General features: G+C 43.4%; 25 protein-coding genes. 6 read left to right on the forward strand and 19 right to left on the reverse strand.

Going from position 1 to position 23884, the window contains the following annotated elements; all coding sequences use genetic code 11:
- Positions 1-50: 50 nt before the first annotated feature.
- The 3 genes from smpB to accD form a co-directional block, all read right to left on the reverse strand.
- Positions 51-509: an SsrA-binding protein SmpB gene (gene smpB / locus LZG72_RS06800; RefSeq protein WP_233869268.1), complete on the reverse strand. Its 459-nt coding sequence runs from the start codon at positions 507-509 to the stop codon at positions 51-53.
- A gap of 535 nt (positions 510-1044) precedes the next feature.
- Complete coding sequence (locus LZG72_RS06805) at positions 1045-2022, reverse strand: radical SAM protein (RefSeq protein WP_233869270.1); 978 nt, start codon at positions 2020-2022, stop codon at positions 1045-1047.
- A 1-nt stretch (position 2023) separates the two neighbouring features.
- Positions 2024-2866, reverse strand: a complete 843-nt coding sequence (gene accD, locus LZG72_RS06810; RefSeq protein WP_233869272.1) for an acetyl-CoA carboxylase, carboxyltransferase subunit beta — start codon at positions 2864-2866, stop codon at positions 2024-2026.
- A gap of 255 nt (positions 2867-3121) precedes the next feature.
- On the opposite strand from accD, the gene LZG72_RS06815 reads away from it, so the two are divergent.
- Positions 3122-3664: an NADPH-dependent FMN reductase gene (locus tag LZG72_RS06815; RefSeq protein WP_255700941.1), complete on the forward strand. Its 543-nt coding sequence runs from the start codon at positions 3122-3124 to the stop codon at positions 3662-3664.
- A gap of 43 nt (positions 3665-3707) precedes the next feature.
- Here LZG72_RS06815 and ftsZ read toward each other — a convergent pair whose 3' ends face one another.
- The 15 genes from ftsZ to LZG72_RS06890 form a co-directional block, all read right to left on the reverse strand.
- Positions 3708-5120, reverse strand: a complete 1413-nt coding sequence (gene ftsZ / locus LZG72_RS06820; RefSeq protein WP_233869275.1) for a cell division protein FtsZ — start codon at positions 5118-5120, stop codon at positions 3708-3710.
- Positions 5121-5157: 37 nt separating this feature from the next.
- Complete coding sequence (ftsA, locus tag LZG72_RS06825; protein ID WP_233869278.1) at positions 5158-6510, reverse strand: cell division protein FtsA; 1353 nt, start codon at positions 6508-6510, stop codon at positions 5158-5160.
- Between the two features lie 15 nt (positions 6511-6525).
- Entirely contained in the window at positions 6526-7302 is a 777-nt protein-coding gene (locus LZG72_RS06830) for a cell division protein FtsQ/DivIB (RefSeq protein ID WP_233869281.1), read from the reverse strand.
- Positions 7303-7327: 25 nt separating this feature from the next.
- Entirely contained in the window at positions 7328-8731 is a 1404-nt protein-coding gene (gene murC, locus LZG72_RS06835) for a UDP-N-acetylmuramate--L-alanine ligase (RefSeq protein WP_233869284.1), read from the reverse strand.
- A 21-nt stretch (positions 8732-8752) separates the two neighbouring features.
- Positions 8753-9850, reverse strand: coding sequence for an undecaprenyldiphospho-muramoylpentapeptide beta-N-acetylglucosaminyltransferase (gene murG / locus LZG72_RS06840; protein ID WP_233869287.1), 1098 nt, complete (start codon positions 9848-9850; stop codon positions 8753-8755).
- A 2-nt stretch (positions 9851-9852) separates the two neighbouring features.
- On the reverse strand, positions 9853-11007 hold the full coding sequence (locus LZG72_RS06845) for an FtsW/RodA/SpoVE family cell cycle protein (RefSeq protein ID WP_233869290.1): 1155 nt from the start codon (positions 11005-11007) through the stop codon (positions 9853-9855).
- A 29-nt stretch (positions 11008-11036) separates the two neighbouring features.
- Positions 11037-12386 (reverse strand): UDP-N-acetylmuramoyl-L-alanine--D-glutamate ligase, encoded by a 1350-nt coding sequence (gene murD, locus LZG72_RS06850; protein ID WP_233869293.1) that lies wholly within the window; start codon positions 12384-12386, stop codon positions 11037-11039.
- 150 nt (positions 12387-12536) lie between these two features.
- Positions 12537-12866, reverse strand: a complete 330-nt coding sequence (mscL, locus tag LZG72_RS06855) for a large-conductance mechanosensitive channel protein MscL (RefSeq protein WP_233869296.1) — start codon at positions 12864-12866, stop codon at positions 12537-12539.
- Positions 12867-12892: 26 nt separating this feature from the next.
- On the reverse strand, positions 12893-13822 hold the full coding sequence (locus tag LZG72_RS06860) for a DUF3078 domain-containing protein (RefSeq protein WP_233869299.1): 930 nt from the start codon (positions 13820-13822) through the stop codon (positions 12893-12895).
- Positions 13823-13926: 104 nt separating this feature from the next.
- A complete protein-coding gene (locus tag LZG72_RS06865) occupies positions 13927-14514 on the reverse strand; it encodes an RNA polymerase sigma factor (protein WP_233869302.1) in 588 nt (195 codons plus the stop codon).
- A 134-nt stretch (positions 14515-14648) separates the two neighbouring features.
- Positions 14649-15485, reverse strand: coding sequence for a translation elongation factor Ts (tsf, locus tag LZG72_RS06870; protein WP_233869305.1), 837 nt, complete (start codon positions 15483-15485; stop codon positions 14649-14651).
- 126 nt (positions 15486-15611) lie between these two features.
- Positions 15612-16439 (reverse strand): 30S ribosomal protein S2, encoded by an 828-nt coding sequence (gene rpsB / locus LZG72_RS06875; RefSeq protein ID WP_233869308.1) that lies wholly within the window; start codon positions 16437-16439, stop codon positions 15612-15614.
- 200 nt (positions 16440-16639) lie between these two features.
- The gene (gene rpsI, locus LZG72_RS06880; RefSeq protein WP_138283237.1) at positions 16640-17026 is read right to left on the reverse strand and encodes a 30S ribosomal protein S9; all 387 of its coding nucleotides are present in this window, start codon (positions 17024-17026) and stop codon (positions 16640-16642) included.
- A 3-nt stretch (positions 17027-17029) separates the two neighbouring features.
- Positions 17030-17473, reverse strand: a complete 444-nt coding sequence (gene rplM, locus LZG72_RS06885) for a 50S ribosomal protein L13 (protein WP_233869311.1) — start codon at positions 17471-17473, stop codon at positions 17030-17032.
- A gap of 184 nt (positions 17474-17657) precedes the next feature.
- Entirely contained in the window at positions 17658-18362 is a 705-nt protein-coding gene (locus tag LZG72_RS06890) for a hypothetical protein (protein WP_233869314.1), read from the reverse strand.
- A gap of 112 nt (positions 18363-18474) precedes the next feature.
- Between LZG72_RS06890 and LZG72_RS06895 the strand changes: the two genes are divergently transcribed.
- The 4 genes from LZG72_RS06895 (at position 18475) to LZG72_RS06910 (ending at position 21777) form a co-directional block, all read left to right on the forward strand.
- The gene (locus LZG72_RS06895) at positions 18475-19206 is read left to right on the forward strand and encodes a DUF1080 domain-containing protein (RefSeq protein ID WP_233869317.1); all 732 of its coding nucleotides are present in this window, start codon (positions 18475-18477) and stop codon (positions 19204-19206) included.
- A gap of 52 nt (positions 19207-19258) precedes the next feature.
- Positions 19259-20062, forward strand: a complete 804-nt coding sequence (locus LZG72_RS06900; RefSeq protein WP_233869320.1) for a Rossmann-like and DUF2520 domain-containing protein — start codon at positions 19259-19261, stop codon at positions 20060-20062.
- Positions 20063-20126: 64 nt separating this feature from the next.
- Positions 20127-20648, forward strand: a complete 522-nt coding sequence (locus LZG72_RS06905) for an HAD family hydrolase (RefSeq protein WP_233869323.1) — start codon at positions 20127-20129, stop codon at positions 20646-20648.
- A 13-nt stretch (positions 20649-20661) separates the two neighbouring features.
- On the forward strand, positions 20662-21777 hold the full coding sequence (locus LZG72_RS06910; protein WP_233869326.1) for an acyltransferase: 1116 nt from the start codon (positions 20662-20664) through the stop codon (positions 21775-21777).
- An 11-nt stretch (positions 21778-21788) separates the two neighbouring features.
- On the opposite strand, the gene LZG72_RS06915 is transcribed toward LZG72_RS06910, so the two are convergent.
- Complete coding sequence (locus LZG72_RS06915) at positions 21789-22616, reverse strand: polysaccharide deacetylase family protein (protein WP_233869329.1); 828 nt, start codon at positions 22614-22616, stop codon at positions 21789-21791.
- A gap of 47 nt (positions 22617-22663) precedes the next feature.
- Between LZG72_RS06915 and LZG72_RS06920 the strand changes: the two genes are divergently transcribed.
- Positions 22664-23884 carry an exonuclease subunit SbcD gene (locus LZG72_RS06920; protein WP_233869332.1) on the forward strand — a complete coding sequence of 407 codons (1221 nt, stop codon included), beginning with the start codon at positions 22664-22666 and terminating at the stop codon, positions 23882-23884.

Consider the following 23884-nt stretch of genomic DNA (forward strand, 5'->3'; position numbering starts at 1 on the left):
CACAATATAGGAATTTTTTACTTGAAAACTTCCTGCGCAAGTTCATTTTACTAGTAGTTAACTCGGTCAGTTTCACGCTTAATGTCCCTCTCTTTAATCGTGTCCCGCTTATCATAAAGCTTCTTACCTTTTGCCAAAGCAATGTGCAATTTTGCCAGTCCACGCTCGCTTGTAAACATCCTGACCGGAATAATGGTAAGCCCCTGATCCTTCAACCCTTCAATCAGCTTTCTGCGCTCTCTTTTTGTAATCAGCAGTTTCCGGTCACGCATGGGTTCGTGATTGTAATGCGTACCCTCTGTGTAAGGTGATATGTGAAGGCTACGGATATAAAGTTCGCCATCCATAAACAAGCAATATGCATCCTGAAAATTGACTTTTCCTTGTCTGATGGACTTTATCTCGGTCCCCGTCAGCGATATTCCTGCCGTTAATTCTTCAAGAAAGAAGTACTCAAATGAGGCACGTCTGTTCTTTATATCTACTTTTTTGACTATTTTTTCAGACATATAATCGCTGGAATTAAGAAAAGGGCTCAAAATTAACCTATTGTTAAAACTATACCAACATGGCCAATACTATACACACCGCAATAGTTCAGTTACTGTTATTTGCACTGCTTTTTTGCGCCACAGACGCATTCTGTCAAAAATACGATCCTGAAATTTTAGAAACAGTAGATTTACTTTTCAATGGAATGCGAGAAGGTGATTCGTCCATGCTGAGAAGAGCTGTACTCCCTACTTGCACACTCACATCCTTTTCAAAAAATTCGGAGGACTCAATAATAATTCGGAAGAGCGAAATTGCCGACTTTATCAAAGCAGTAGGTACTCCTCATAGCGAAAAGTGGGATGAACAATTTACAATACAAAGATTTCGGTCGATTTCACCATGGCTATTGTGTGGGCTCCGTACAAGTTTTACCTCGGTGCAAAATTCTCACACTGCGGAGTGAATGTTTTTACTCTGGTCCAGACCAGATCTGGTTGGAAAATCAGCAACATTACGGATACAAGAAGAAAAGAAAGTTGCCTTTAGTGTCTAGAACCGCACCATTTGCTTCCAGGTACCTTTCATTCGGTTGTATTTGATGGTGCTGGGTAATGCCTTCCACCAATACTTATTTACCTCCACAGCAAACGAAGGCTGCATATAGCAATTGATCGCACACCCCTCACACGCAGGAAGTTTGCCTTCTAATGCGACCAATTTTTGAACTTCGTCGGAATGGTATAGGTCAAAAAGTTTTCCTTCGATGTGGAAATCCTTCAAACCCAAATGATAACAAGGCAGCACAAGCTTATTTTCGGGTGAAATGACAATGGTAGTACTTGCGGCCCTGCAAATGGGATCATCAACGTGATTGCCACCATCTAACCTCAGCTGGATAAATGCATCATTGAGGTAGACGTTCTTCTGTTTCCCCCACCAAAGCAACTCGTTCAAAGCTTCTTTCGAAAGATTTGAGCCGACATTATTATATTCAAAAACCGGATTCAGGATCAATACGAGGTCGTTAGGCAGACAAACTTCTTCCCACAACTTCCTGATCTTATCTACATTATCTTCAAAAACGGTAAAAATGATATCTGGACGTTCCCCAATTGTCCTCGCGATTTCAATGGATTCCATTACCTTATCAAAACACTTCACACCTCTGGACTTATCATGTTCATCCTTATCAGGAGAATCCAGCGAAAAATGAAGCATATCGATCAGGCCTTTTAACTTTTCGGCCTGTTTTGGATAAAGTAATCCATTGCTTGTGACCGTCGTGATCATCCCATGCGCCTTTGCCTCGCGCAACAACACATCCAGCTCACGATGCAACAAAGGCTCGCCACCGGTAAAGTCTATCACCTTTACCCCGAGTGCCTTCAAATCCCGTAAGTTCTCTCTTAGATTGTCAAGTGTAATGTAGGGCGACGGCTTTTCCCAAATATCACAGAAACTGCATGAAGCATTGCAACGGTATGTTACATAGTAATTACACAGAACCGGATGGGAGACCAGACGCATATCAACGGATCATGGTAAGCAGACTTGTTAGTTTATCTTTCAGGTCTTTTCTGTCAACGATGAAATCAAGAAAACCATGTTCCAGGACAAATTCTGCACTTTGAAATCCTTTCGGCAGATCTTTACCAATTGTCTCCCGGATAACCCTAGGGCCAGCAAATCCGATTAATGCTTCCGGCTCTGATATGTTAAAATCTCCCAGCATCGCGTAAGAAGCAGTCACACCGCCAGTGGTTGGATCGGTAAGAAGAGAAATGTATGGAACCTTTGCTTCGGCTAGTTGTGCAAGACGTGCGGACGTTTTGGCCATTTGCATTAATGAAAAGCCAGCTTCCATCATCCGGGCACCACCCGATTTTGAGATCATCAGAAACGGATGTTTATGTTCTAATGCATATACGATCGCCCGGGCAATTTTCTCACCCACAACGGAGCCCATTGAACCGCCAATAAAATTGAAATCCATACAAGCGATCACAATATCAATTTCATTCATTTTTCCATGACCGGTACGCACAGCGTCTTTCAAACTGGTTTTTTGCATGGTAGACTTTATGCGGTCGGGATATGCTTTCGTATCCACAAAATGCAGCGGATCGCCCGAAGTAAGGTTTTCGTCCAGCTCAATGAACTCATTATCATCAAACAACAGATTGAAATATACCTCCGAGCCTACTTTTTCGTGGTAGTTGCAATGCGGGCATGTAAATGCGTTCTGCTTATGTTCTCTGGTAGGGGTAATTTTCTTGCAATTTGAACATTGGTACCACAAACCATCCGGAGCTTCACGCTTCATTTCAGTTGGTGTATTGATACCTTTCTCTTTCCGAATAAACCAGGACATACTGTTTGTGGGTTAATATCTGAATAAAAGACTGTTGAGCAGACTTTTACCAACTTTTCATGATAAAATCAGGCTTCAAATATACTAATAAATGTTATGTATCATGAAAACGGGCCCGAATGCGACTTGTTAGAATCTTCTGCTTTCATTACGCATTCAATCCCGGTTTGAACAATTTCAGCTATAATTTGTTACTAAAACAGCTTGATCTTTATCCGGGCTAATGGAAAAACCCGGATCATTTACCACCTATTCATGACTTCCAGTACCTCTCCCATTGTGATTATAGTTGGAACCAACAGACCCAACTCCATGTCGCGTAAAATCGCCGAATATTATCAGGGTATTCTCACGAATCTGGGAGCTTCCAGCATCATTCTGGATCTGGTTAATCTTCCCCATGATTTTACCGTTTCTGCATTATATGAAAATACGGGCAAAAACGAAGACTTCAATAACCTGAAATCCTTACTTGAGAATACGGACAAATTTGTTTTTGTGGTTCCCGAATACAATGGATCTTACCCGGGTGTACTAAAAGCATTCATCGACGGATTACCTTATCCAAATAGTTTTGCAAATAAAAAGGCTGCATTGGTAGGACTATCATCTAATATGCAGGGGGCAGCAATTGCTTTAAGCCATTTGAATGATGTGTTTAGCTATTTGGGAATGAATACCCTCGCGATGCGTGTCAAACTAGCCCAGATTAAATCGCATTATAGTGATAAGGTTATTTCAAATGCATTATATAAAGAGTTAATTGAAATCCAGGCCGGCCAGATTATTCATTTCTGATCTGAGCCAAAACTAAAAAAGGAAGCTAATGCTTCCCTTTTTGCTATTTCAACCAATGTTGTTCCATTTCTTGTGCTGGAATTGTCGGACGCTTCCATAGCTCGACTTTACTTCTCCGATATGCCGGACCTTCCAGATCAGGGAATTTCACAAGCTTATCTCTAAACGATCTTACCATGATTTCAAGTCGTTCGGTTTCTTCGTCCGACCAATCATCATTTTCGGTTGCGGTTTGCGATTCTCCGGAATTAAAGCCAGGCTCTATAATCAACTCCACTCCTCCGGTTGGTGTATTTCCGTTCAACTCTCCGGTAAGTACCAATTCACCTTCTTCATCTACCTCCTCGACTTCATCTACAAAATCAATTGCAATGGGATCGTCAACCGTTCCACGCAGGTTGGTCATTGGCATACCAGGAATCGGCGATTCAATGCTATCGAACCCCGCTGCCACAATGGTAACCCGTAACTTTTCGGCCAGCGATTCATCTGTGATTGTTCCCAGCTTAAACATCCTTGCTTCTCCACCCACTTGCGAAAGAACGTAACTCCATATCTCCCGCTGCTCCTTCATGGTCGCCTCATTCTTTTTGCTGGTGGCCAATGTAACAAGAATCCGTTTTGCACCCCGAATGTCTCTGTCATTCAATAAAGGCGAATTCAATGCGTCTTTAATTGCTGTCTGAGCACGTTGAGCACCCATCGATTCGGACGTACCCATCACCGACTGCCCCGCACTTTTCAACACCTTTTCAACGTCTTTAAAATCCGTGTTGATGTTTCCGCTTGTCGTGATAATCTCAGAAATACTTTTAACTGCATTCAGCAATATACCGTCTGCTTCCGCAAACGCCTGAGTAATGGTCATGTCTTCGTAAAGCTCTTCCAGCTTATCATTCAAAACCACCAATACTGTATCGCAATATTTTTTTAGTTGGTCAATACCATCCAGCGCCTGCTCTTTTTTATCAAGTCCCTCCCAGGTATATGGAGCTGTTACTACCGCTACGGTAAGTTTTCCCATTTCGCGGGCAAGTTGGGCGATAACCGGAGCTGCCCCAGTCCCCGTTCCTCCGCCCATACCTGCCGTAATGAAAACCATTTGAGTAGAGCCTCCCAGGAGAGCTTTAATCTCTTCAATGGTTTCCAGCGCAGCTTCTTTTCCTTTCACGGCATCCGTACCTGCTCCTAACCCCTGGGTCAAGGTAGCTCCCAGTTGTATCTTGACTGGTACTGGACTTTTCGCGAGCGATTGTCTATCTGTATTACAAACTGCAAACTCTACATCCGTAATCTTTTTTTCGTACATGTAGTTAACAGCGTTGCTGCCACCACCACCAACACCTATCACTTTAATGATAGCCGGTTCTCCATTCCTTCCGTTATTCGGTTGATCTTTGACGATTTCGTTCACTATATAATCCTGGTCTAAAGATTGCAACAAGCTTGTGTTCATAATGCCCGGGGTTGAGTTGTATAACTTCTGCTGATTTTCAATAGTCGTCTAAACTATCGTCCTTTTTACCAATAATGTTGTTGATATTATCCCAGAAGGTTCCGACCTTTTTCACAGGCTCCTTCTTCACTTCCTTGGGTTTATCTTTATGGATTACAGTCGCGCTGGCTACCGTAGCCGGCTTGCAAACTGATTGCACTCTTGGATCAATTGATTTGAGACCTGCCCAGGCAAGTCCGATAGCCGTATTGAAGGATGCATTGCTGACCGCGTCTGCTTTCGCCGTTCTCTCCAGATTCTCAGGATAACCTACCCTTACGGACATGTTGGTCACTTTTTCAAAAAGAGCTTCGATGTTATCAATGTTGGCAGAGCCGCCAGTGAGCACAATACCGCCGATTAATTTATCGAGATAACCTGAATCAATGATTTCGGCAAAAACCATAGCCGCGATTTCTTTCAAACGGGATTCGATGATTAATGCCACGTTTTTCTTCAAAACCTGCTTGGGAGCTCTTCCCGCAAGAAAATTAACCAGGATCTCAATATGCAAAGGAATGTCGGAAGAAATAGCCGAGCCGTATTCCTTCTTCAATTGCTCCGCATTTTCATTTTGAATACCGCATCCAATCGCCAAATCGCTGGTGATATGTCTGCCACCAATAGGAAATGAAGCAATGTGACGGATAATGCGATCCTGATAAATGATTAAATCCGTCGTATGATCCCCAATGTCTACTAATGCGATCCCTGCTTTTATTTCATTATCGGTCAAAACGGCGAGACTGGTTGCCAGCGAGCCTAATACCATTTTATCACATTTCAAACCTTGGTCCGCATCAGCCAGGCTTTTCTTAGTCCGCATAATGGACTGGTTATTCGCAGATACGATCAGAAAATTACCACCAAGTTTAATACCGGTCCTGCCGACGGGTTCTTTCACACCCATTGAATTGTCTACGACAAAGTCCATGGGCAAAACATGCAATACATCGTAATTGGGCTCTATTTTGGCACGATACATGTCATCAACCAACTGATCTACATCACGTTGTGTAACTTCTTCGCCGGATGAAGCCGATGGACGGATAACGCCATCACTTTGCGCAGTTACTTTTACAAGCGAGCCGCCAAAACTTACATTCACCACCCCAATGTCAAGATCCGAACGCGAAGAAGCTTCTTGTAAAGCTTCACGGATTGCACTGCCAACCTGTTTTATATTTTCTACAGAACCATTTACTACGGCACCTTGAGGAAGCGGAACTTCACTAAAACCCAGGATTTCAATATTTTTCTGACGAGAGCCCGAAGAGACGCCTTGCGCTGCAACGACCGCAATTTTTGTACTGCCTATATCTACTCCTACTACAATTTTTTCGTGTGCCATGTTGATGGTGAATTGCTATTCACAGACGATTTGATCCTGAAACTTAACACTTATTCTTTTATACCTGCTCCAATCCCGGCTCAGGACTTTATCATAAAATAACCTTAGCTTTTCAAACTTGGCCTGATAGTCATCTGCCATTCCAAATTCGATCTTTTGATCTCCTAAAACAGTCATCAGGCTGATTTCACCATCTTTGTCTGCATTAAGTTGTGCCACCTGAGCTTTCCAAAACGGATCTGTATTCAGGAAACGCAGTAATTCCATAACAGAAGATCCTGTTGCGGTCTGCATCTTTTTGGAATCATTGAAAAACGATCCCGAAACCAGTAATGCCCTTGCTGAATAACTTTCTGACAGAGGGAAGATATTTCCCTCATAATTGATATAGTACCCTGATGTGTTCCGCAATTCCCCATTTTCCGAAGCATTAATCCAGCGCGCCAGCGGCTTCTCCTGTTCTACTTCTACCACTATATTTCCTCTCAGATCACGAAAGACCTGGCATTTTCTGATGAGCCTATTTCGTGTTACCCGTTTTTCGAGATCATGAAGTGCTACATCACTTAACTTACTTCCAAGCAATGGATCGCTTCCATTTTCAGTCAGCAGCATCCGTACATCCATTTGATTCAAAAACCGAGCCCCGGAATCATTTTTAATCTCAATTACCAGATTGTTACACCGCTGCAGATTAAGTCTGCTTTCGGCCATACCAATTCCCGCAATTGGCAAAATGAGCCACAAACTACGTTTCAACAAAAGCCATGAATAATCAAATTTACGTAACATCTTAGTAATATTAAAAATGCTTTTGCTAATTATTCGCAAACCGTTTTAGGAGCAGGTTCTTTACCGGCCCAACCAGCGTGTCAATATCTCCAGCCCCGATTGTGACGATAATATCGGTATCCAGATGCTCTAAAACACTCAGTACATTCTCTTTAGCTACCAGTTGTTTGTCGGCTGATTTCACCATTTTCAGGATCATTTCTGAGTTAACCCCTTCAATGGGCAATTCCCTCGCCGGATAAATTTCCATCAAAAGTAGCCGGTCTGCTAATGACAGGCTCTCCGCGAACCCCTCCGCAAAATCTCTGGTACGCGTAAACAAGTGAGGCTGAAATATCGCTGTAACATGTCTTCCCGGGTACAATCCTTTCACCGATGAAAGAAAAGCCTCAATCTCAGTCGGGTGATGTGCATAGTCATCAATGTACACGTGGTCATCCTGCTCGACCTGGTATTCAAAGCGTCTCTTCACTCCTCTATAACTTTCCAGGGCTTCTTTTATTTTTTGGCCCGAAATCCCAATATATAATGCAACTGCGCTGGCAGCAATAGAATTTTCAATGTTATGGTAGCCGGGAATTCTCATTGCGATCTCTTCGATCACCCCATCAGGATGCACCAGATCAAAAACGAAGCGTGCATTTTCAATGTGTAAGTTGGACGAATGATAGTCCCCGCTATTGAGTGAATAAGTAAAGACATCCGCATTCGTTTTATCCGCCAGTGTCAGCCCTTCTCTCATAAACAATACCCCATTGTCGTCAATTTGACTTACATAATCGCCAAACGATTCCAAAACAGCTTCATGCTTTCCGTAAATGTCCAGGTGGTCGGCGTCCGTCGACGTGACAATCGCTATTTCGGGAAAAAGCGTCAGAAATGAACGGTCGAATTCATCTGCTTCCACCACACAGAAAACCTCTTCCAGATTGGCCGTGGGTTCGTTCAGCAGCAGGTTAGTGCCATAATTTTGCGTGATCCCACCCAAAAATGCCGTACTATTAACCCCGGCGTATTTCAAAATGTGTGCAACAAGTGATGACGTTGTCGTTTTTCCGTGGGTACCGGCAACCCCGATCGTTCTTAAATTTTTGGTAAGAATTCCAAGAACCTGTGATCTTTTCAAAATCAGGAAATTCTCCTGTTTAAAATGGTACATCTGCTTATGCTGCACTGGCACGGCCGGCGTATAAATGATAAGCGTTTTGTCAGAATCTTCTAAAAACGACGGTGGTATTACATTTACCGAATCTTCCAGGGTTACTTCAATGCCTTCCTCAATGAGCTTTTCAACAAGTGGAGTCATCGTTTTATCGTAACCCGCAACGAAAAATCCATTCGCATTGAACCAACGCGCCAGCGCGCTCATCCCAATCCCACCGATTCCAACAAAGTAAACATTATTCCAGCTAGTCATGGAAGATGACATATAAATCTAATTTTGAGGCAATTACCTGATTAATTTTAAAACTTCCGCGGCAATATCATCTGCTGCGCCGGGTCTGGCAAGCTTGCGAATATTCACTTTCAGATTTTCCTGCTGCTCAATGTTTCCCAGCAATTCCAGCGCTCTGGTAACCAGATCATCCTTCGCATTCGAATCCTTAATCAGCAAAGCCGCGTCTTGTTCTACCAAAGTCAATGCATTTTTAGTCTGATGATCTTCCGATGCGGCCGGAAACGGCACCAAAATGGATGGTTTCGCCGCCAGGCATAATTCAGAAACTGACAATGCACCGGCACGGGAAACTACCACGTCTGCCATCGCGTAAGCCAAATCCATGGTGTAGATGAAATCAAAAGCTTTCACCTGTTTCGTCCCTATTCGCGCAATACTAGCCTGGGCAGTGTCAATATAATTTCTTCCCGTTTGCCATAGCACCTGGTAACCTGCATTTGTCAATCGTTCAAGCCCTGCATCTATACTTTCATTGATCGATTTCGCTCCAAGGCTCCCACCCATGACAAACAAAGTGGTTTTCTCAGGATCCAGACCAAACTCCGTCAGTGCCTCTTTCTTCTTCAATGAAACATCGACAATATCACTCCGCACCGGATTCCCGAGCAATGCTATTTTTTCTTTTGGGAAGAAAGCCTCCATTCCCGGATACGCCACGCAGATTTTCGAAGCTTTTTTGCCTAAAAATTTATTAGTAATGCCTGCGTAGGAGTTTTGTTCCTGTATTAACGTAGGTATTTCTGCCAGGGAAGCCATCATTAACAATGGCCCGCTCGCAAAACCACCGACACCCACCGCGACATCAGGTTTGAAATCTTTAATTATAGCCTTCGCCTTCAATAAACTGTTCAAAAGCTTAAATGGAAGTGCAAGATTATCGATCGAAATCGCTCGCTTAATTCCGGCAATAGGCAATCCCACAATATTATAACCCGCTCTGGGTACCTTTTCCATTTCCATTTTCCCTAATGCACCTACAAAAAGTACTTCGAGATCGGGCTCTCTCCGTTGCAATGCATTGGCAATGGCGATGGCCGGATAAATATGTCCGCCGGTACCACCGCCACTAATGATCACTTTTTTTGACATTTTTAAATGCGTTTCTCTTCTGCGATTTCGCCACGGCTAACACTCAGTATCATTCCCATGGCAATGCCGGTAAATATCAGCGACGTCCCGCCCTGACTAAAAAACGGCAGCGTTTGCCCCGTTACAGGTACCAGGCCCACAGTCACGGCCATTGCCGAAAAAGCCTGACTGACCACAATGAATGTAAGCCCGGCGGAAAGTAACCCGCCAAATGGACGCTTCGTAGCCTCGATCGCCTTGAGTCCCCGATATAGCAGAATGAGATAGAAAACAATCAGAATGGTGCCTCCCAGCGTTCCGTACTCTTCCACGGCTACCGCGAAAATGAAGTCTTTTTGAGGTTCAGGCAGAAACCTTCGTTGGCGGCTTTTAGAAACCCCTTCGCCATACAATCCGCCGCGGGCCATCGCCATATAAGATTGCTGAGATTGATACACAACGACATCTTTATCAAAAAATGCAGAAATACGATTTTGTGCGGTACCGGCTCTTTGGGTAGAATTAAGAAGAATTGCGATGGTAGCGAAAAAAACCAGCCCTAATGCCGTAAAAAACAGATAATGCATCGGTACCTTGCCCACAAACATCAGCAAAAAACAGATTCCAGCCAGCATCACTGCCGTTGAAACGTTACTGACGAAAATCAACCCGCAAACCACTCCAACAAGCGAGAGCGGTTCCATAAACAACTCCCGCGTGTTCCAGCCACCTTTGATATGCCGCGCTAAAATCAGCGATAGATGCGCTATTAATGCTACCTTGGCCCATTCAGAAGGTTGAAAACGTTGTCCGATAACCGGAATCTCGATCCATCTGGCTGCATCATTCACCGACGTTCCGAAAAACATGGTGAAAATCAATAACAATATCGAACTCCACACTGCCAGCCGGGTCACATATACAAACTTGATATACGGAATGCGATGGACGAAGTACATGACCACCAGGGAAATGAAGCACAGCAGCACGTGTTTGTACAAATAGTATTCGGTATTACCATCCATTTGGCTATATGCATCTTTCACGCTGGCGCTGTAAACAACGACAATGCTCCACAAAAGCATGATGATGCAGATTCCCCAGATCCAGGGATCGCCTTTGAGGTTTTTCACAAACCAAACCTGCGTGTCTTCCCTTGCTTTTTGCAAGAAATCCATGTTGGTAACCGCTGACAATGTATTTAGGATTATGGGTGGCTGATAAGATTTCTGACCGCAGCTTTAAATTTGTCTCCTCTGTCCTCATAGTTTTGAAACAAATCAAAGCTCGCACAGGCAGGCGACAACAATACAATGTCCTCCGGTTCACTCCATTCTTTTCCTTTATTTACAGCATCCTGAATGTCCTGGGTCGTGTAAATTTGGGGAACGATATTTGAAAAATAGTCCCGGAGCTTGTCGACACTTTTACCTAAAACTATTAAACCTTTTACTTTATTACGCACCAATTCTTCAATTTGGCTGTAATCATTGCCTTTATCAACACCTCCGGCAATGAGAATTACGCCTTTTTCAAAGCTGCCCAATGCATAAAAAACAGAATCTACATTCGTTGCTTTGGAGTCGTTCACATAAGTGACACCCTGAATCACTTCTACGATTTCGAGTCGGTGTGGCGCGTTTTTGAATGATATTAATCCTTCTGATATTTTTTCGTCTGACAATCCAACCAGTTTTGCTACTGAAATTGCTGCCATCGCATTGACGGCATTATGCGGACCTTTAATCGGCAATTCCGAAAAATCCTGTTCGAAAGATTTGCCCTCGATTTTAACGACCAGTTTCCCATTTTCCAGGTAGGCTCCTTCTTTTAAACTTTGATTTAAAGAGATACCAATCATGGAAACTGCCGGCTTTCTCTTCTCAAATTCAGCCAGTATCTCCGGACTATCCTCAAAATAGATCAGATAATCTTCGGCCGTCTGATTTCGAATGATATTGAATTTTGAATCGATGTAGTTTTGAAAATCATACCCATACCGATCCAGATGATCGGGTGTAATATTGAGAATAACTGAAACGGACGGGTGAAAATCTATAATATTATCAAGCTGAAAGCTGCTGATTTCCAGCACGTAGTGATCGAATTCCTTTTCAGCCACCTGCCAGGCGAAGCTTTCGCCAATATTACCGGCAAGTCCCACATTCACTCCTGCATTTTTCAATAAATGATATGTGAGCAGCGTCGTGGTTGTCTTTCCGTTACTCCCGGTTATGGCAATTAGTTTTGCATTCGTATAACGTGATGCGAATTCGATCTCAGAAATGATCTGAACTCCTCTTTTTTTTAATGCGACGATCAATGGAACTGTATCCGGAATACCCGGACTTTTGATGACCAGATCGCATTCTAAAATTGCATTCTCGGAATGCTGACCTTGCTCAAATGCAATGTTTTGATCGGTCAGAACGTCAATATATTTTTGGTGAAGCTGGCCTTTGTCTGATAAAAAAACATCAAATCCTTTGGATTTAGCCAGGATAGCTGCTCCGGTACCGCTTTCTCCGCCTCCCAAAATGACAACTTTCTTTTGCACAAAAATGAATTTAAACGTTGAAAATCGCGCGTTAACTACGAAGGTAAATTATTTGACCAAAACTTTTTTGACTAAAACTTCAATAAAGCTTAATAAAAAAAGAGGCATATCAGATATACCTCTTTCACAACCTTTTACTATGCGATAAACCTATTCCTTTTTAAGTGACTCAGAAAATCTCAATCGGTTAGCGAGTTTCACAACCATGAAAATCACCCAGGCGATTATGATGAATTGAATCAATACCTGAATGAAATTGCCATATTTTATGGCTACTTCCGGAGTTTCTCCGACTGCTTCTTTTAGCACGATTTTAAGTTGTGTAAAGTCTACGCCACCGATCAACAAACCGAGCACTGGATTGATAATGTCTTCTACCAATGAAGTGGTAATTTTTCCGAAAGAAGCACCGATAACAACACCGACGGCCAAATCCAGGACATTACCTTTGGCAATAAAAATCTTGAATTCCTGAAGCATAACAAGTTGAGGTTAGTTGAATGAAATTAAAAAGCATATAAAAATCCGATACTGAGAGCCTGGGCGAATTGTACATCCTTGCTCTGATCCTGATCATAAACCAGTATACCTCCAAGGTTTACATTCACATATTTATTGACCTTCGCAGTCAGCATCGCATCCAAACGGTTATCGATATTCAATGGATGCTGGAAGCTTGAAAACAGTAAATACCGAAACTTCAGATTGACGTCTTTTGCAATGTCTTTATCAAAATTCGCAACCAACTGTATCAATGCAGCTTCGGTCCTGACACGCTTTCCAATTGGCACGCCGTAATTTTTCTGGTCCGGCGTATTTACATATAAGTTTGTATCAATCACAATGGTTTGACGAAGTGCGCCGGGAGCTAAATCAATGAAAAAATAGGGTACCGGTCGGTACTCGATACCGATAGCCTCGGTTAAATAAGCCGGGGCTAAAATGCCGGAAACCTTGTTTCTGACCATCGCAGAGTCTCCATTCTCCACGTAATTGTAGCCATTACCGAATTGAGACAGGAAGTTAACATTGGCAAAAAGGCTCCATTTGCCACTCAACGCCCGGTTATATTTTGTATCGAAAAATAAACGATCCGCATTCTTACGGCTTTGCTGCCCTTTATTCCGGACAACACCATACTGTGACTGGAAGTCATTTCTCCACGAATTTTTGCCTTTTTTCTTTTCGTTCAGCGCATTAAAAAACAACCCGAGTGCGACTGAATTTACCCCGCCACCGGTCCAGTTAGAACTGAATGATCCCTGGTTCAGGTTAGCGCCAAACTCGATTTTCTTCCAGACAGTATCACTTTCAGTTTTTAGCTTGCCTGCATTAAGCGGGTTGGCAAAATCGAATTTCTGGGCGTATGCCGCTGATGTTTTTAAGAGAATTAGAACAAGAAACGTGAGGTATTTAACGAGATTTTTACGGCTCATCATCATTGGAGTTGGTTATTCAAATCATTGGGCTTCTACTTTGTAACTTAAATCGAAGCAAGGAGTGAACGGTAAGGTAACGTATTTTTTAAAACTTTAAAAAATCAGGCATTCAGAAATGCCTCCAGGTATCTCTTGCGAAGTTTCTCTCTGGCGCGCATCAGTCTCATTTTCACCGCACTTTCGGTAAGACTGAAAATGGTTGAAATTTCCCGCGTGCTGCGGCCCTCAAGATATTTAAGGTAGAGTAATGCCTTTTCTTCAAGATTTAGCTGGCTTAATGCTGTTCTGAGACCAATGGTATCAACTTCTTCAATCTCAAATATCTTATTGATGTCAAAATCGTCTTGCATTTCGATCTCTTCTCCGTGTACGGTAATGATGTTTTTCTTGCCGGATCTTATGAAATCCATGCAATGATTATAGCTTACTTTAAAGAGCCACGTTGAGAATTTTGCTTCTATTTTGAAGGTGTTCAGCTTCGTTATCAGCTTTAAAAAGATGTCATGCATCAAATCTTCTGCCAGGGAGGCATCCTTCGTTACGGAAACGCACGTCTTATAAACTTTGTATGCGTACCTATCGTACAGCTTTTCGAAATGACGATTGTCGTTTGACTTCAAAAAAAGTACTACTAATTCTTCGTCCGATGCAGTTTGTGTTGAACAACTACCTACTAATTTGTCAATCATTCCGAATTAGAAAATCACTGATAGTGTGTGAAAAAAAATTTGACTAGCACTTATTTTTCGTAAATATTAAAAAACAACGCCTGGTATACAAATACATACCAGGCGTTGTCAACATTATTTTATTACGAAAATTACTATCCGCCAATCGATATACGCTTAAAGGACTTCACAGTTAATCCTTTGGCCGTTTTTTCCAAAAGCTGGCGAATTGTCAGCGAAGAATCTTTTACGAATTCCTGATTCAAAAGTGTATTGTCCTTATAAAATTTCTGAAGTTTGCCTTGTGCGATTTTCTCTAGCATAGCTTCAGGCTTACCTTCTGCTCTGGCTTGTTCCTTGCCAACTTCGATCTCACGTTCAACTGTCGCAGAATCAACTTCGTCTTTATCAAGAGCGATTGGCTTCATGGCAGCGATCTGCATAGCAACGTCTTTACCAAGCTCATTCACGTCCGCTCCATTAACGCCATTAAACGCAACCAGCACGCCCAATTTTCCATTCGAGTGAATGTATGGAACCACCTGATCAGCCGTAATGCTTTCGTAAGCAGTGATTTCAAGCTTTTCACCTAATTTACCTACCAAATCAACGATATGCTCGCTCACCGGACGGCCATCAGCCAAAGTTGCGGCGAGTAATGCTTCTTTATCAGAAATATCATCTGCCACGGCTTTGTCCAGGATGCTTTGTGCAAGATTTTTAAAATCTTCCACATTCGAAACTGGTTCTGTTTCGCATGCAAGTGCAACGAGTTTACCATTCGTTCCGTCTGCACTGATTTTAACTACAACGGTTCCTTCAGAAACAGCGTTATCTGCACGTTTTGCAGCTACTTTTTGTCCTTGTTTACGAAGAATATCAACGGCTTTGTCAAAATCGCCATCAGCTTCCTGAAGCGCTTTTTTGCAATCCATCATCCCCGCGCCAGTCATTTGGCGGAGTTTGTTTACATCTTGTGCGGTAATTGCCATGATTTGATTTAATATGAATTAATATTCCTTAAAAAAATGATAGCCCATAGCAAAATGGCTATGGGCTATTTTTATCAATCAGATACACACGTGGATTGTGAAACCCAAGCCATATCGCCCTAATTTTTATTCTTCTCCACCATCAGCAACTGCCTCTTCAGCTACTTCTGCGCGTGGTGCAGCAGGAGCAGCTTCCTCTGTGCCTTTGTCAACCTGACGTTTGGCTTCTTCTTCTTCAACCAGGCGCTGATCGTCTTTATCTTGTTTGCGTTCCATCAAACCTTCTTCGATTGCTTTTCCAATTGCCAGCGTGATCAATGAGATTGCTTTGTAAGCATCATCATTACTTGGGATTGGGAAATCAACTAATTCGGGGTTTGAGTTGGTGTCGCAGATAGCAAAAATGGGGATGTTCAATCTTTTTGCTTCTGAAACTGCAATGTGCTCGCGTTTTACATCAACGATGAAAAGGGCAGCAGGAAGACGGGTAAGGTCAGCTACACCACCTAACACTCTTTCCAGTTTATCCTTTTCACGTGTAAGCATCAGGCGTTCTCTTTTCGCAATATTGCTAACCGTGGTTTCGTCTTTTAGCATCTTCTCAAGAGTCTGCATTTTTTTCAAAGACTTGCGAATTGTGCCGAAGTTTGTAAGCATACCACCCAACCAGCGATCAGTTACGTAAGGCATTTTAAGGCGTTTCGCCTCTTCTGTTACGATTTCCTGAGCTTGTTTTTTAGTAGCAACAAACATGATCTTACGTCCTGAACGAACGATCTGCTTTAATGCAGCCTCAGCGTCATTAATGCAGCTCAAAGTTTTATTCAGGTCAATGATGTGGATCCCGTTCTTCTCCATGAAGATATATGGAGCCATGCGTGGATCCCACTTGCGGGTAAGGTGACCAAAATGGACACCTGCATCCAATAGTTCTTTATATTCTATTTGTGCCATTGCAGATTAAATGTTAGAATGTTTTTCAAATTACGCAGCACAGCACATCGGGCACGATAAGTACTGTCTGGACAACTTTGGTCATTGATTGCGGTCCGCCGCGCGGTCATTTGCTGTCATTGATAGTCATTTGTTGTTTAAAATATAGAATAACAATAAATGACCCAGTAACTATAAATGACCACGAATGACCATTTCTATTAACGTTTCGAGAACTGGAATCTCTTACGAGCCTTAGCGCGTCCGTATTTCTTACGTTCAACCATACGAGGGTCACGTGTAAGAAATCCTTCTTTTTTCAACGCGCCACGGAACTCTCCGTTGTATTCGCAAAGTGCGCGGGAAACAGCCATACGGATCGCTTCCGCCTGACCTGTAATTCCACCACCTCTTACGTTTACTTTAAGATCATAACCATTGCCTCCGCTGATAACAGCAAAAGGTTGCTGAAGAACGATCTGGTGCACTTCGAATGGAAAGTATTCTTTGTAATCGCGGCCGTTTACTTTAATATCTCCTTTGCCCGGCGTCATATAAATACGGGCCACGGCTGTTTTTCTTCTGCCTATTGTGTTGATCACTTCCATGAATTACAACTGGATTTCTTTAGGTTGCTGAGCGCTGTGAGGGTGTTCTGCAGCAGCGTAAACAAACAGGTTTGTAAATAAACGACGTCCCAAACGGTTCTTTGGAAGCATACCTTTTACGGCTTTCTCGATTACACGCTCCGGGTGTTTCTCGAGCAACTCACGGGGAGTTTGAAAACGTTGACCTCCTGGGTAGCCTGTATGACGAACATAAATTTTGTCGGTCATCTTTTTACCTGTCAACTTAATTTTGTCGGCGTTGATAATGATAACATTATCACCACAATCCACATGAGGAGTGTAACTGGCCTTGTGTTTGCCCCTGATAATTTTAGCAACTTCACTGGCCAAACGACCAAGAATTGCATTCTGAGCATCCACAACAACCCACTCCTTGTTTACTGTGTTTTTGTTCGCCGAGATGGTTTTGTAGCTTAACGTATCCACGATTAACAAAAAATTTAATTGATTTTCAATAATTTACACTGTAACAAGACAGTCCCATCGCAAAATGGGAGTGCAAATATAGAGTTTAACAAATTGAATTACAAGTTCGTTTGAGAATTTAGCAAGCTGCAGTCGGCAGCAAGTAATCCCATACTTATGCCAAATGCAATGCACTGGCAGGTTATTAATTAGCAATGTGGAAAGTCAGGGCGACGTATGGAACTCCATAGTTGTCAGAAAAACGGCGTTGCCGGTTATCCAGCAAAACCTTCTTACCGTCCGACTTTTTAGTTAAATAAGCCAGCTGGCCATACACATAGCCGAGTTTTATTCCCAGCCTTTTTGCCACAAAAATCCGTGCATAAAGCTCGGACTGGCCATTATTATTCTTAAAAGCCAGTGGCAGCACATTCAAAATCACCGGAGATGTCGCCAGCCATTGATTATAATTCTGTTGTCCCACACCGGGATTAATCGTCGTTGTCTTTTCATAAAACCCATGTCTTTGCGTACCAAATGCCAAACCAGCCAGATCGGTATTCACGCCCAGATCGATTCGCCAAAATTTAATGTTGGCTCCAACAACAAAGCTCAGCCCATTTGCTGCCACGGTTCGGTATTCCATATAATCCTGTGGGTTCGCGGTTTTTGTATATAGGTTGGTCCTGTTTGCGTAGTAGCCCCAGGCTCGGATCCCAAGTGAAAATTGAAGCCAGTTTGCTCGTGGAATACCAATTGCCTCATAGTAAAGTACCGACGGTGCAAACGAATTATCCGTTGCTCCGGCCCCTACATCGAAGCCCGCATTTATCGGAGCTCCATATTGAGCGTAACCGACAGAAGCATTCATAATTATCCCCGCCAGCACCATTAATTTTATAAGTCTCATTAAACCGTCAGATTGATTTGTAACAAAAAGATATGCTATTTAGACACGGATTTATGTAAAAGTAACTGTCCGTATTTCATTTTTATTTATCCTGAACCATTAACAATTTTCAATGAAAAAGATCTTGCTACCCCTCAACCGGCTGTCGCAAACCGCATTTCTTACATTTTTGCTTCTGTATTGCATTAACATCCAGGCTCAGGATTTTGAAATGCTTTCATTTAAACCCCTGTTTAACGGCAAAAATCTGAATGGCTGGGTAGATGTTAATACTTCAAAAGAAACCTGGAAAGTGAAGAATGGAACGCTGATCTGCTCCGGTAAACCGATTGGAGTTATGCGGAGTGATCGCCAGTACGAAAATTTCATTCTGGAAGTCGAGTGGAAACACATGGAGGCGGGTGGAAACTCCGGCGTATTTATATGGAGCGAAGGCACTCCCCAGGAGCACGATCCGCTGACAAAAGCCATTGAGGTTCAGATGCTGGAGCTCGATTATGCTAAACTACACAATGTAACCGACGATTACGTACACGGCGAGCTGTTCCCGACGATGGGAATGACGGCAATACCGGATAACCCACGTGGTATAAGAAGCAAATCTTTAGAAAAACGCGCCAAAGGAAAAGGCGAATGGAATAAATATGTGGTCGTTTGTGTGGACGGAACCGTGAAACTGTCGGTTAATGGAAAGTTTGTTAACGGATTGCGGGCCTCCGAGCGCAAGCGTGGCTATATCTGCCTGGAAGCCGAAGGTGCCGAGATACATTTCCGCAATATCCGTATCCTGGAACTTCCGGATGGAATCACCTCAGCAGCGCAAACGGCTCCATTAGTACCGTGATTTGCTTAGTTGCCTTTCAACCAATAACTTACTGCATGATCAATTTTTCTGCATGAAAATCTCCTTCATTGGTTCCGGAAATGTGGCATGGCATCTTGCCCAGGCATTTGAGGATGCCGGTCACTGGATTTGTGAAGTTTACAGCCGTGACACCCAAAAGGCGCGCCAGCTGGCGTCAACCTTATACGATACCAACATTCAGCCGGACCTGAATTTCTCGGATAGCGAAGCCGAGATCATCGTGATCGCCGTGAGTGACGACGCCATTGAAACGGTTCTTGAACGTGTCGTTCTGCCAGAAGGAGTTATTCTCGTACACACCTCGGGCACGAAATCGCTGGCTGAATTTCAGAACCTGGTGGAAATTTATTCCGACGTATACGTGCATACCGGCGTTTTTTATCCACTTCAGACTTTTACCAAAGAAGTCGAAATGGATTATAAAGAATTACCTTTTTGTATCGAGTCGAAAAATGAGCTGATTGAGAATAAGCTGATCCAGCTGGGTCAAAGTGTGAGTGATAATGTAAACAGAATGGATTCCGATGAACGGTTCATTCTGCATGTCGCGGCAGTTTTTGCCAGTAATTTCACCAATTACATGCTTACCATTTCCCACGATCTGCTTGATCGCGAGCAGCTAAGTTTTGATCTACTCAAACCATTAATCCAAACCACCATTTACAAAGCCATGCTTTCCAACGACCCGGCTCTCGGACAAACCGGCCCGGCCCGGCGGGGAGACTGGAAAACGACGGGCAGACATCTCGAATACCTGCAGGAAACAAATGAAGACTGGACGGAGATTTACAGGCTTATGACGGACAAGATCCGCAACTTCTATATTTCAAAATAATGAGAACCCGCGCCGACCGGGAAAAAGTTAGCCTATATTTGCAGGATTCACTATATATCAACCTATGGATTCTGAATTAACTCAGCGCTTCGAACGCATTACTACCTTTATCTTCGACATTGACGGCGTCATGACCGACGGGAGTGTGATTGCTTTGGAAAGTGGCGAGCAACCGCGCATTTTCAATGTAAGAGATGGTTATGGCATAAACCGGGCCGTGAAAATGGGCTACCGGGTTGCTATTATTTCCGCTCAGAATCAGTTAGGAGTCCGCAAAAGACTTGAATACCTGGGAGTTAGCGATATTTTCATCGGCACTTCCCCGGACGGAAAACTGCCCGTTTTTAAAAAATACCTAGCAGAAACCAATCTCACCGAAGACGAAATTGTGTTCATGGGCGACGATCTTCCCGATTATGAAGTGATGCGTACCAACGTCCTGGCTGCATGTCCCGCCGATTCAGCGGAGGAAATTCTTGCGTTATCGGATTACATTTCACCAAAAAACGGTGGCCGTGGCGCAGTTCGCGATCTGATCGAGCAAGTGATGAAGGCGCAGGGAAAATGGATGGCGTGGTTCGAATAATCGAAGGTATTAGGTGGAAAAAAAGCGTTACTTCCCAAATCTGAATGGCATTCGTTGCATTGCGGCACTTCTGGTTATTTTTCATCACCTTGAACAGGCCAAACATGCCTTAGGAATTGCAAACCTGTACGAATCTCCAATCATACAGCATGCCGGCCGACTTGGGGTTGGCCTTTTCTTTGTACTGAGCGGTTTTCTGATCACTTACTTATTACTGGAAGAACGGGGGCTGTTTGGAAATGTAGATACCAAAAAATTCTATCTGCGAAGGATCTTTCGGATCTGGCCGATTTACTTCCTCATTATCGGCTTATCGTTTTTCGTTTTTCCTCATTTCAGCATTTTCGATTACCCCGGAACCGAAGAGAAGCTGCACGTTAATCTGGCTGAAAGGCTTACACTGCTCATTCTTGTCCTGCCCAACTACGCTTTCGTATTATACGATTTACCTTATTGGTGCGCGCAAACCTGGTCGATCGGCGTCGAGGAACAGTTCTATTACCTCTGGCCCTGGCTGATTAAATATCCTAAAAGACGCATTCCGATCATCCTTTTCTTCCTTGCATTAACTGCCGGACTTCTCTTTTTGGGCATCCATTTCATCAATCCTTCCGAAGAAATCAAGGAAGCGATGATCTCCACTTTTTTGGGACAGTTCCGGATCCAAACCATGGCGCTCGGGGGATTTTGCGCGTGGCTGGTTTATAAAAACAAAACACGGGTACTCGAAGTGATCTTCCGAAAAGATCTCCAAATCGCTGCCTATCTGGTATTAATCGCATTGTTTTTCTCCGGCGTGCATTTCACTGGTTTTCTGGAAGTATATGCGGTTTTCTTCGCCTTTTTTGTTTTGAACGTTTCCTGCAACCCCAATACCATTATTAGTCTCGCAAATCCCATTATAGACCATCTTGGGAAAATATCGTACGGACTTTACCTCTACCATGTGGCCGTGATTGTGGTGGTGATTAATTTGCTAACCGCATACTCACCGAAATGGGAAGGACCCGTGTACCAAATTGCTCTTTACTCACTCAGTGTCGCGGGCTCCGTGCTGGTGGCATCACTCTCCTACTCGTACTTCGAAAAACCGTTGCTTGCTTTCAAGGACAGGAAATTTGGCAGGTAATCGTACATAAGCTATTTTGTTTCAACCAACTCCGACATCGTGTAGAATTTTAGCTTCTGGCGATTTGCTTCTTTAAGTATCTTTTCAAGAAATGCCACGCTAAATCCATATTCGCCGTTTTCCGGAGCTTTATACAATGGTTCGTGCCCAAACAGCATGAGTGTAGTATTCGTATTTTTAGCTTTTCCGATGGCTTCATTCATTTCCGCATTAGAGAGCCCCGCATCCGTATCGATCAGCAAAGCATCCACATTTTTTTCTCCATCAAAAGAATAGTAGATCCAGTTCATTAGCCTCGGAGCTAATGCATAAATCTGGTAACCAAATAGTTGCCTTCTCGAAACAGCGACATCCCGCAGCATTTTAAATCCATTTGCAAATAGTACCGAATCTACCTGATCATTATGATTGCCGCCCGGATGTGCATACGACCGAGGTTTAAAACCTGCCGCCGCCATATATTTCATTCCAGGTTCCAATTCCATTTCCGCATATTTCGCCGGCCCGAACGCTCCGATCAATTCCGTCGATTTCCCATGGTTCGTACTGTGGAAACCGATTTCATGGCCATCTTTTTCAAGTTGTTTTAATTTAGAAATTTCATCCTTCGACAAGCTGTCCGGACACGTAATGAAAAAAGTGACTTTTGCCTGATATTTTTGAAAAAGTGGCCTTAATGCATACCATTCATCGATAAAATGATCATCAAAAGAAATGGCGATCCCGCTTTTTTCGTGATTTTCCACGTCTTGCACACAACCTGTAAATGCGAGCGCAAACAGTACAAAAGCAAATGGAGCTGAGAGAAAAAGGACGGATCTTAACGACAGGTATTTCAATACTTCCGGGCTGAAAATGTTATTTTCGCTAAATTAATCACACAAAAATGAAAATCCTCCATACCGCCGATTGGCATATTGGTAAAAAACTCGATCTCCATTCCCGGCTCGATGAGCAGCGAGAAGTATTGGAAGAGATTTGTGAAATAGCCGAACGCGAAGCAGTGGATGCAGTCGTGATCGCGGGGGATCTGTTCGATAATTTTAATCCATCCTCCGAAGCTACCGAGCTTTTATACAGCACATTATACCGACTTTCGGCAAATGGGACCCGGGCAGTGATAGCCATTGCAGGAAACCACGATTCTCCCGAACGCATTCAGGTACCCGACGCATTAGCGAAAGTTTGCGGGATTCTGTTTGTGGGTTTTCCAAATACCGAAGTCAAACCTTTCTGCACGCAAGGCCAGGTTGAGATTGTAACAACGGCCAGAGGTTTCATCGAAATCAAACTTCCAAAAAGCGATTTTCCATTGCGGATCTTACATACACCTTATGCAAATGAGCAACGGCTGAAAACGTTTCTAGGCGTGGAAGATTCGGAAGAAGCATTGCGTTTGCATTTGCAGGCACACTGGCAGGAACTCGCGGACATGTACCTGGACGACAAGGGTTTTAATATGCTGGCTACCCATTTGTATGTCATGCAAAAAGGCGGTCCGATGCCGGAGGAACCGGACGATGAACGACCGATCCTGCATGTGGGCGGGGCTCAGGCCATTTACACCGAAAATTTCCCAAAACAGGTGCATTACATTGCGCTGGGCCATTTACACCGGTATCAGGTTATTGATAAAAATCCTGCGCCGACAGTCTATTCCAGCAGTCCGCTGGCTTATAGTTTTTCAGAAGCAAACCAGACGAAATTCGTTGTGCTAATCGAGGCGGAGGCGGGAAAACTGCAAAGCTATCGTCCAATTGAACTTTTGAAAGGCAAAAAACTAAGAAGAAAAAGCTTTCACAACATCGACGAAGCGATATCCTGGCTGCACGAGCACGCCGATGACCTGATCGAGCTCACGATTGTCTCTGACAATTACCTCGAAGCAACGGATAAAAAACGGTTGATGGAAGCGCACCCGGGCATTATTCAAATCATCCCTCAAATTAAAAAACAGCAGGATGCCGAAAATGCTGCCGAAATCGATCTTTCGCTCAGTATGGAAAAGCTGTTTCAGGAATATTTCAAATCCAAAAACAAAGGTCAGGAACCTTCCGAAGGCTTGATGGATGTTTTCCGGGAAGTTTTGGGAACCGAATCTGAATAA

The organism is Dyadobacter sp. CY323, from assembly GCF_021390245.1.
Taxonomy (GTDB): Bacteria; Bacteroidota; Bacteroidia; order Cytophagales; family Spirosomataceae; genus Dyadobacter.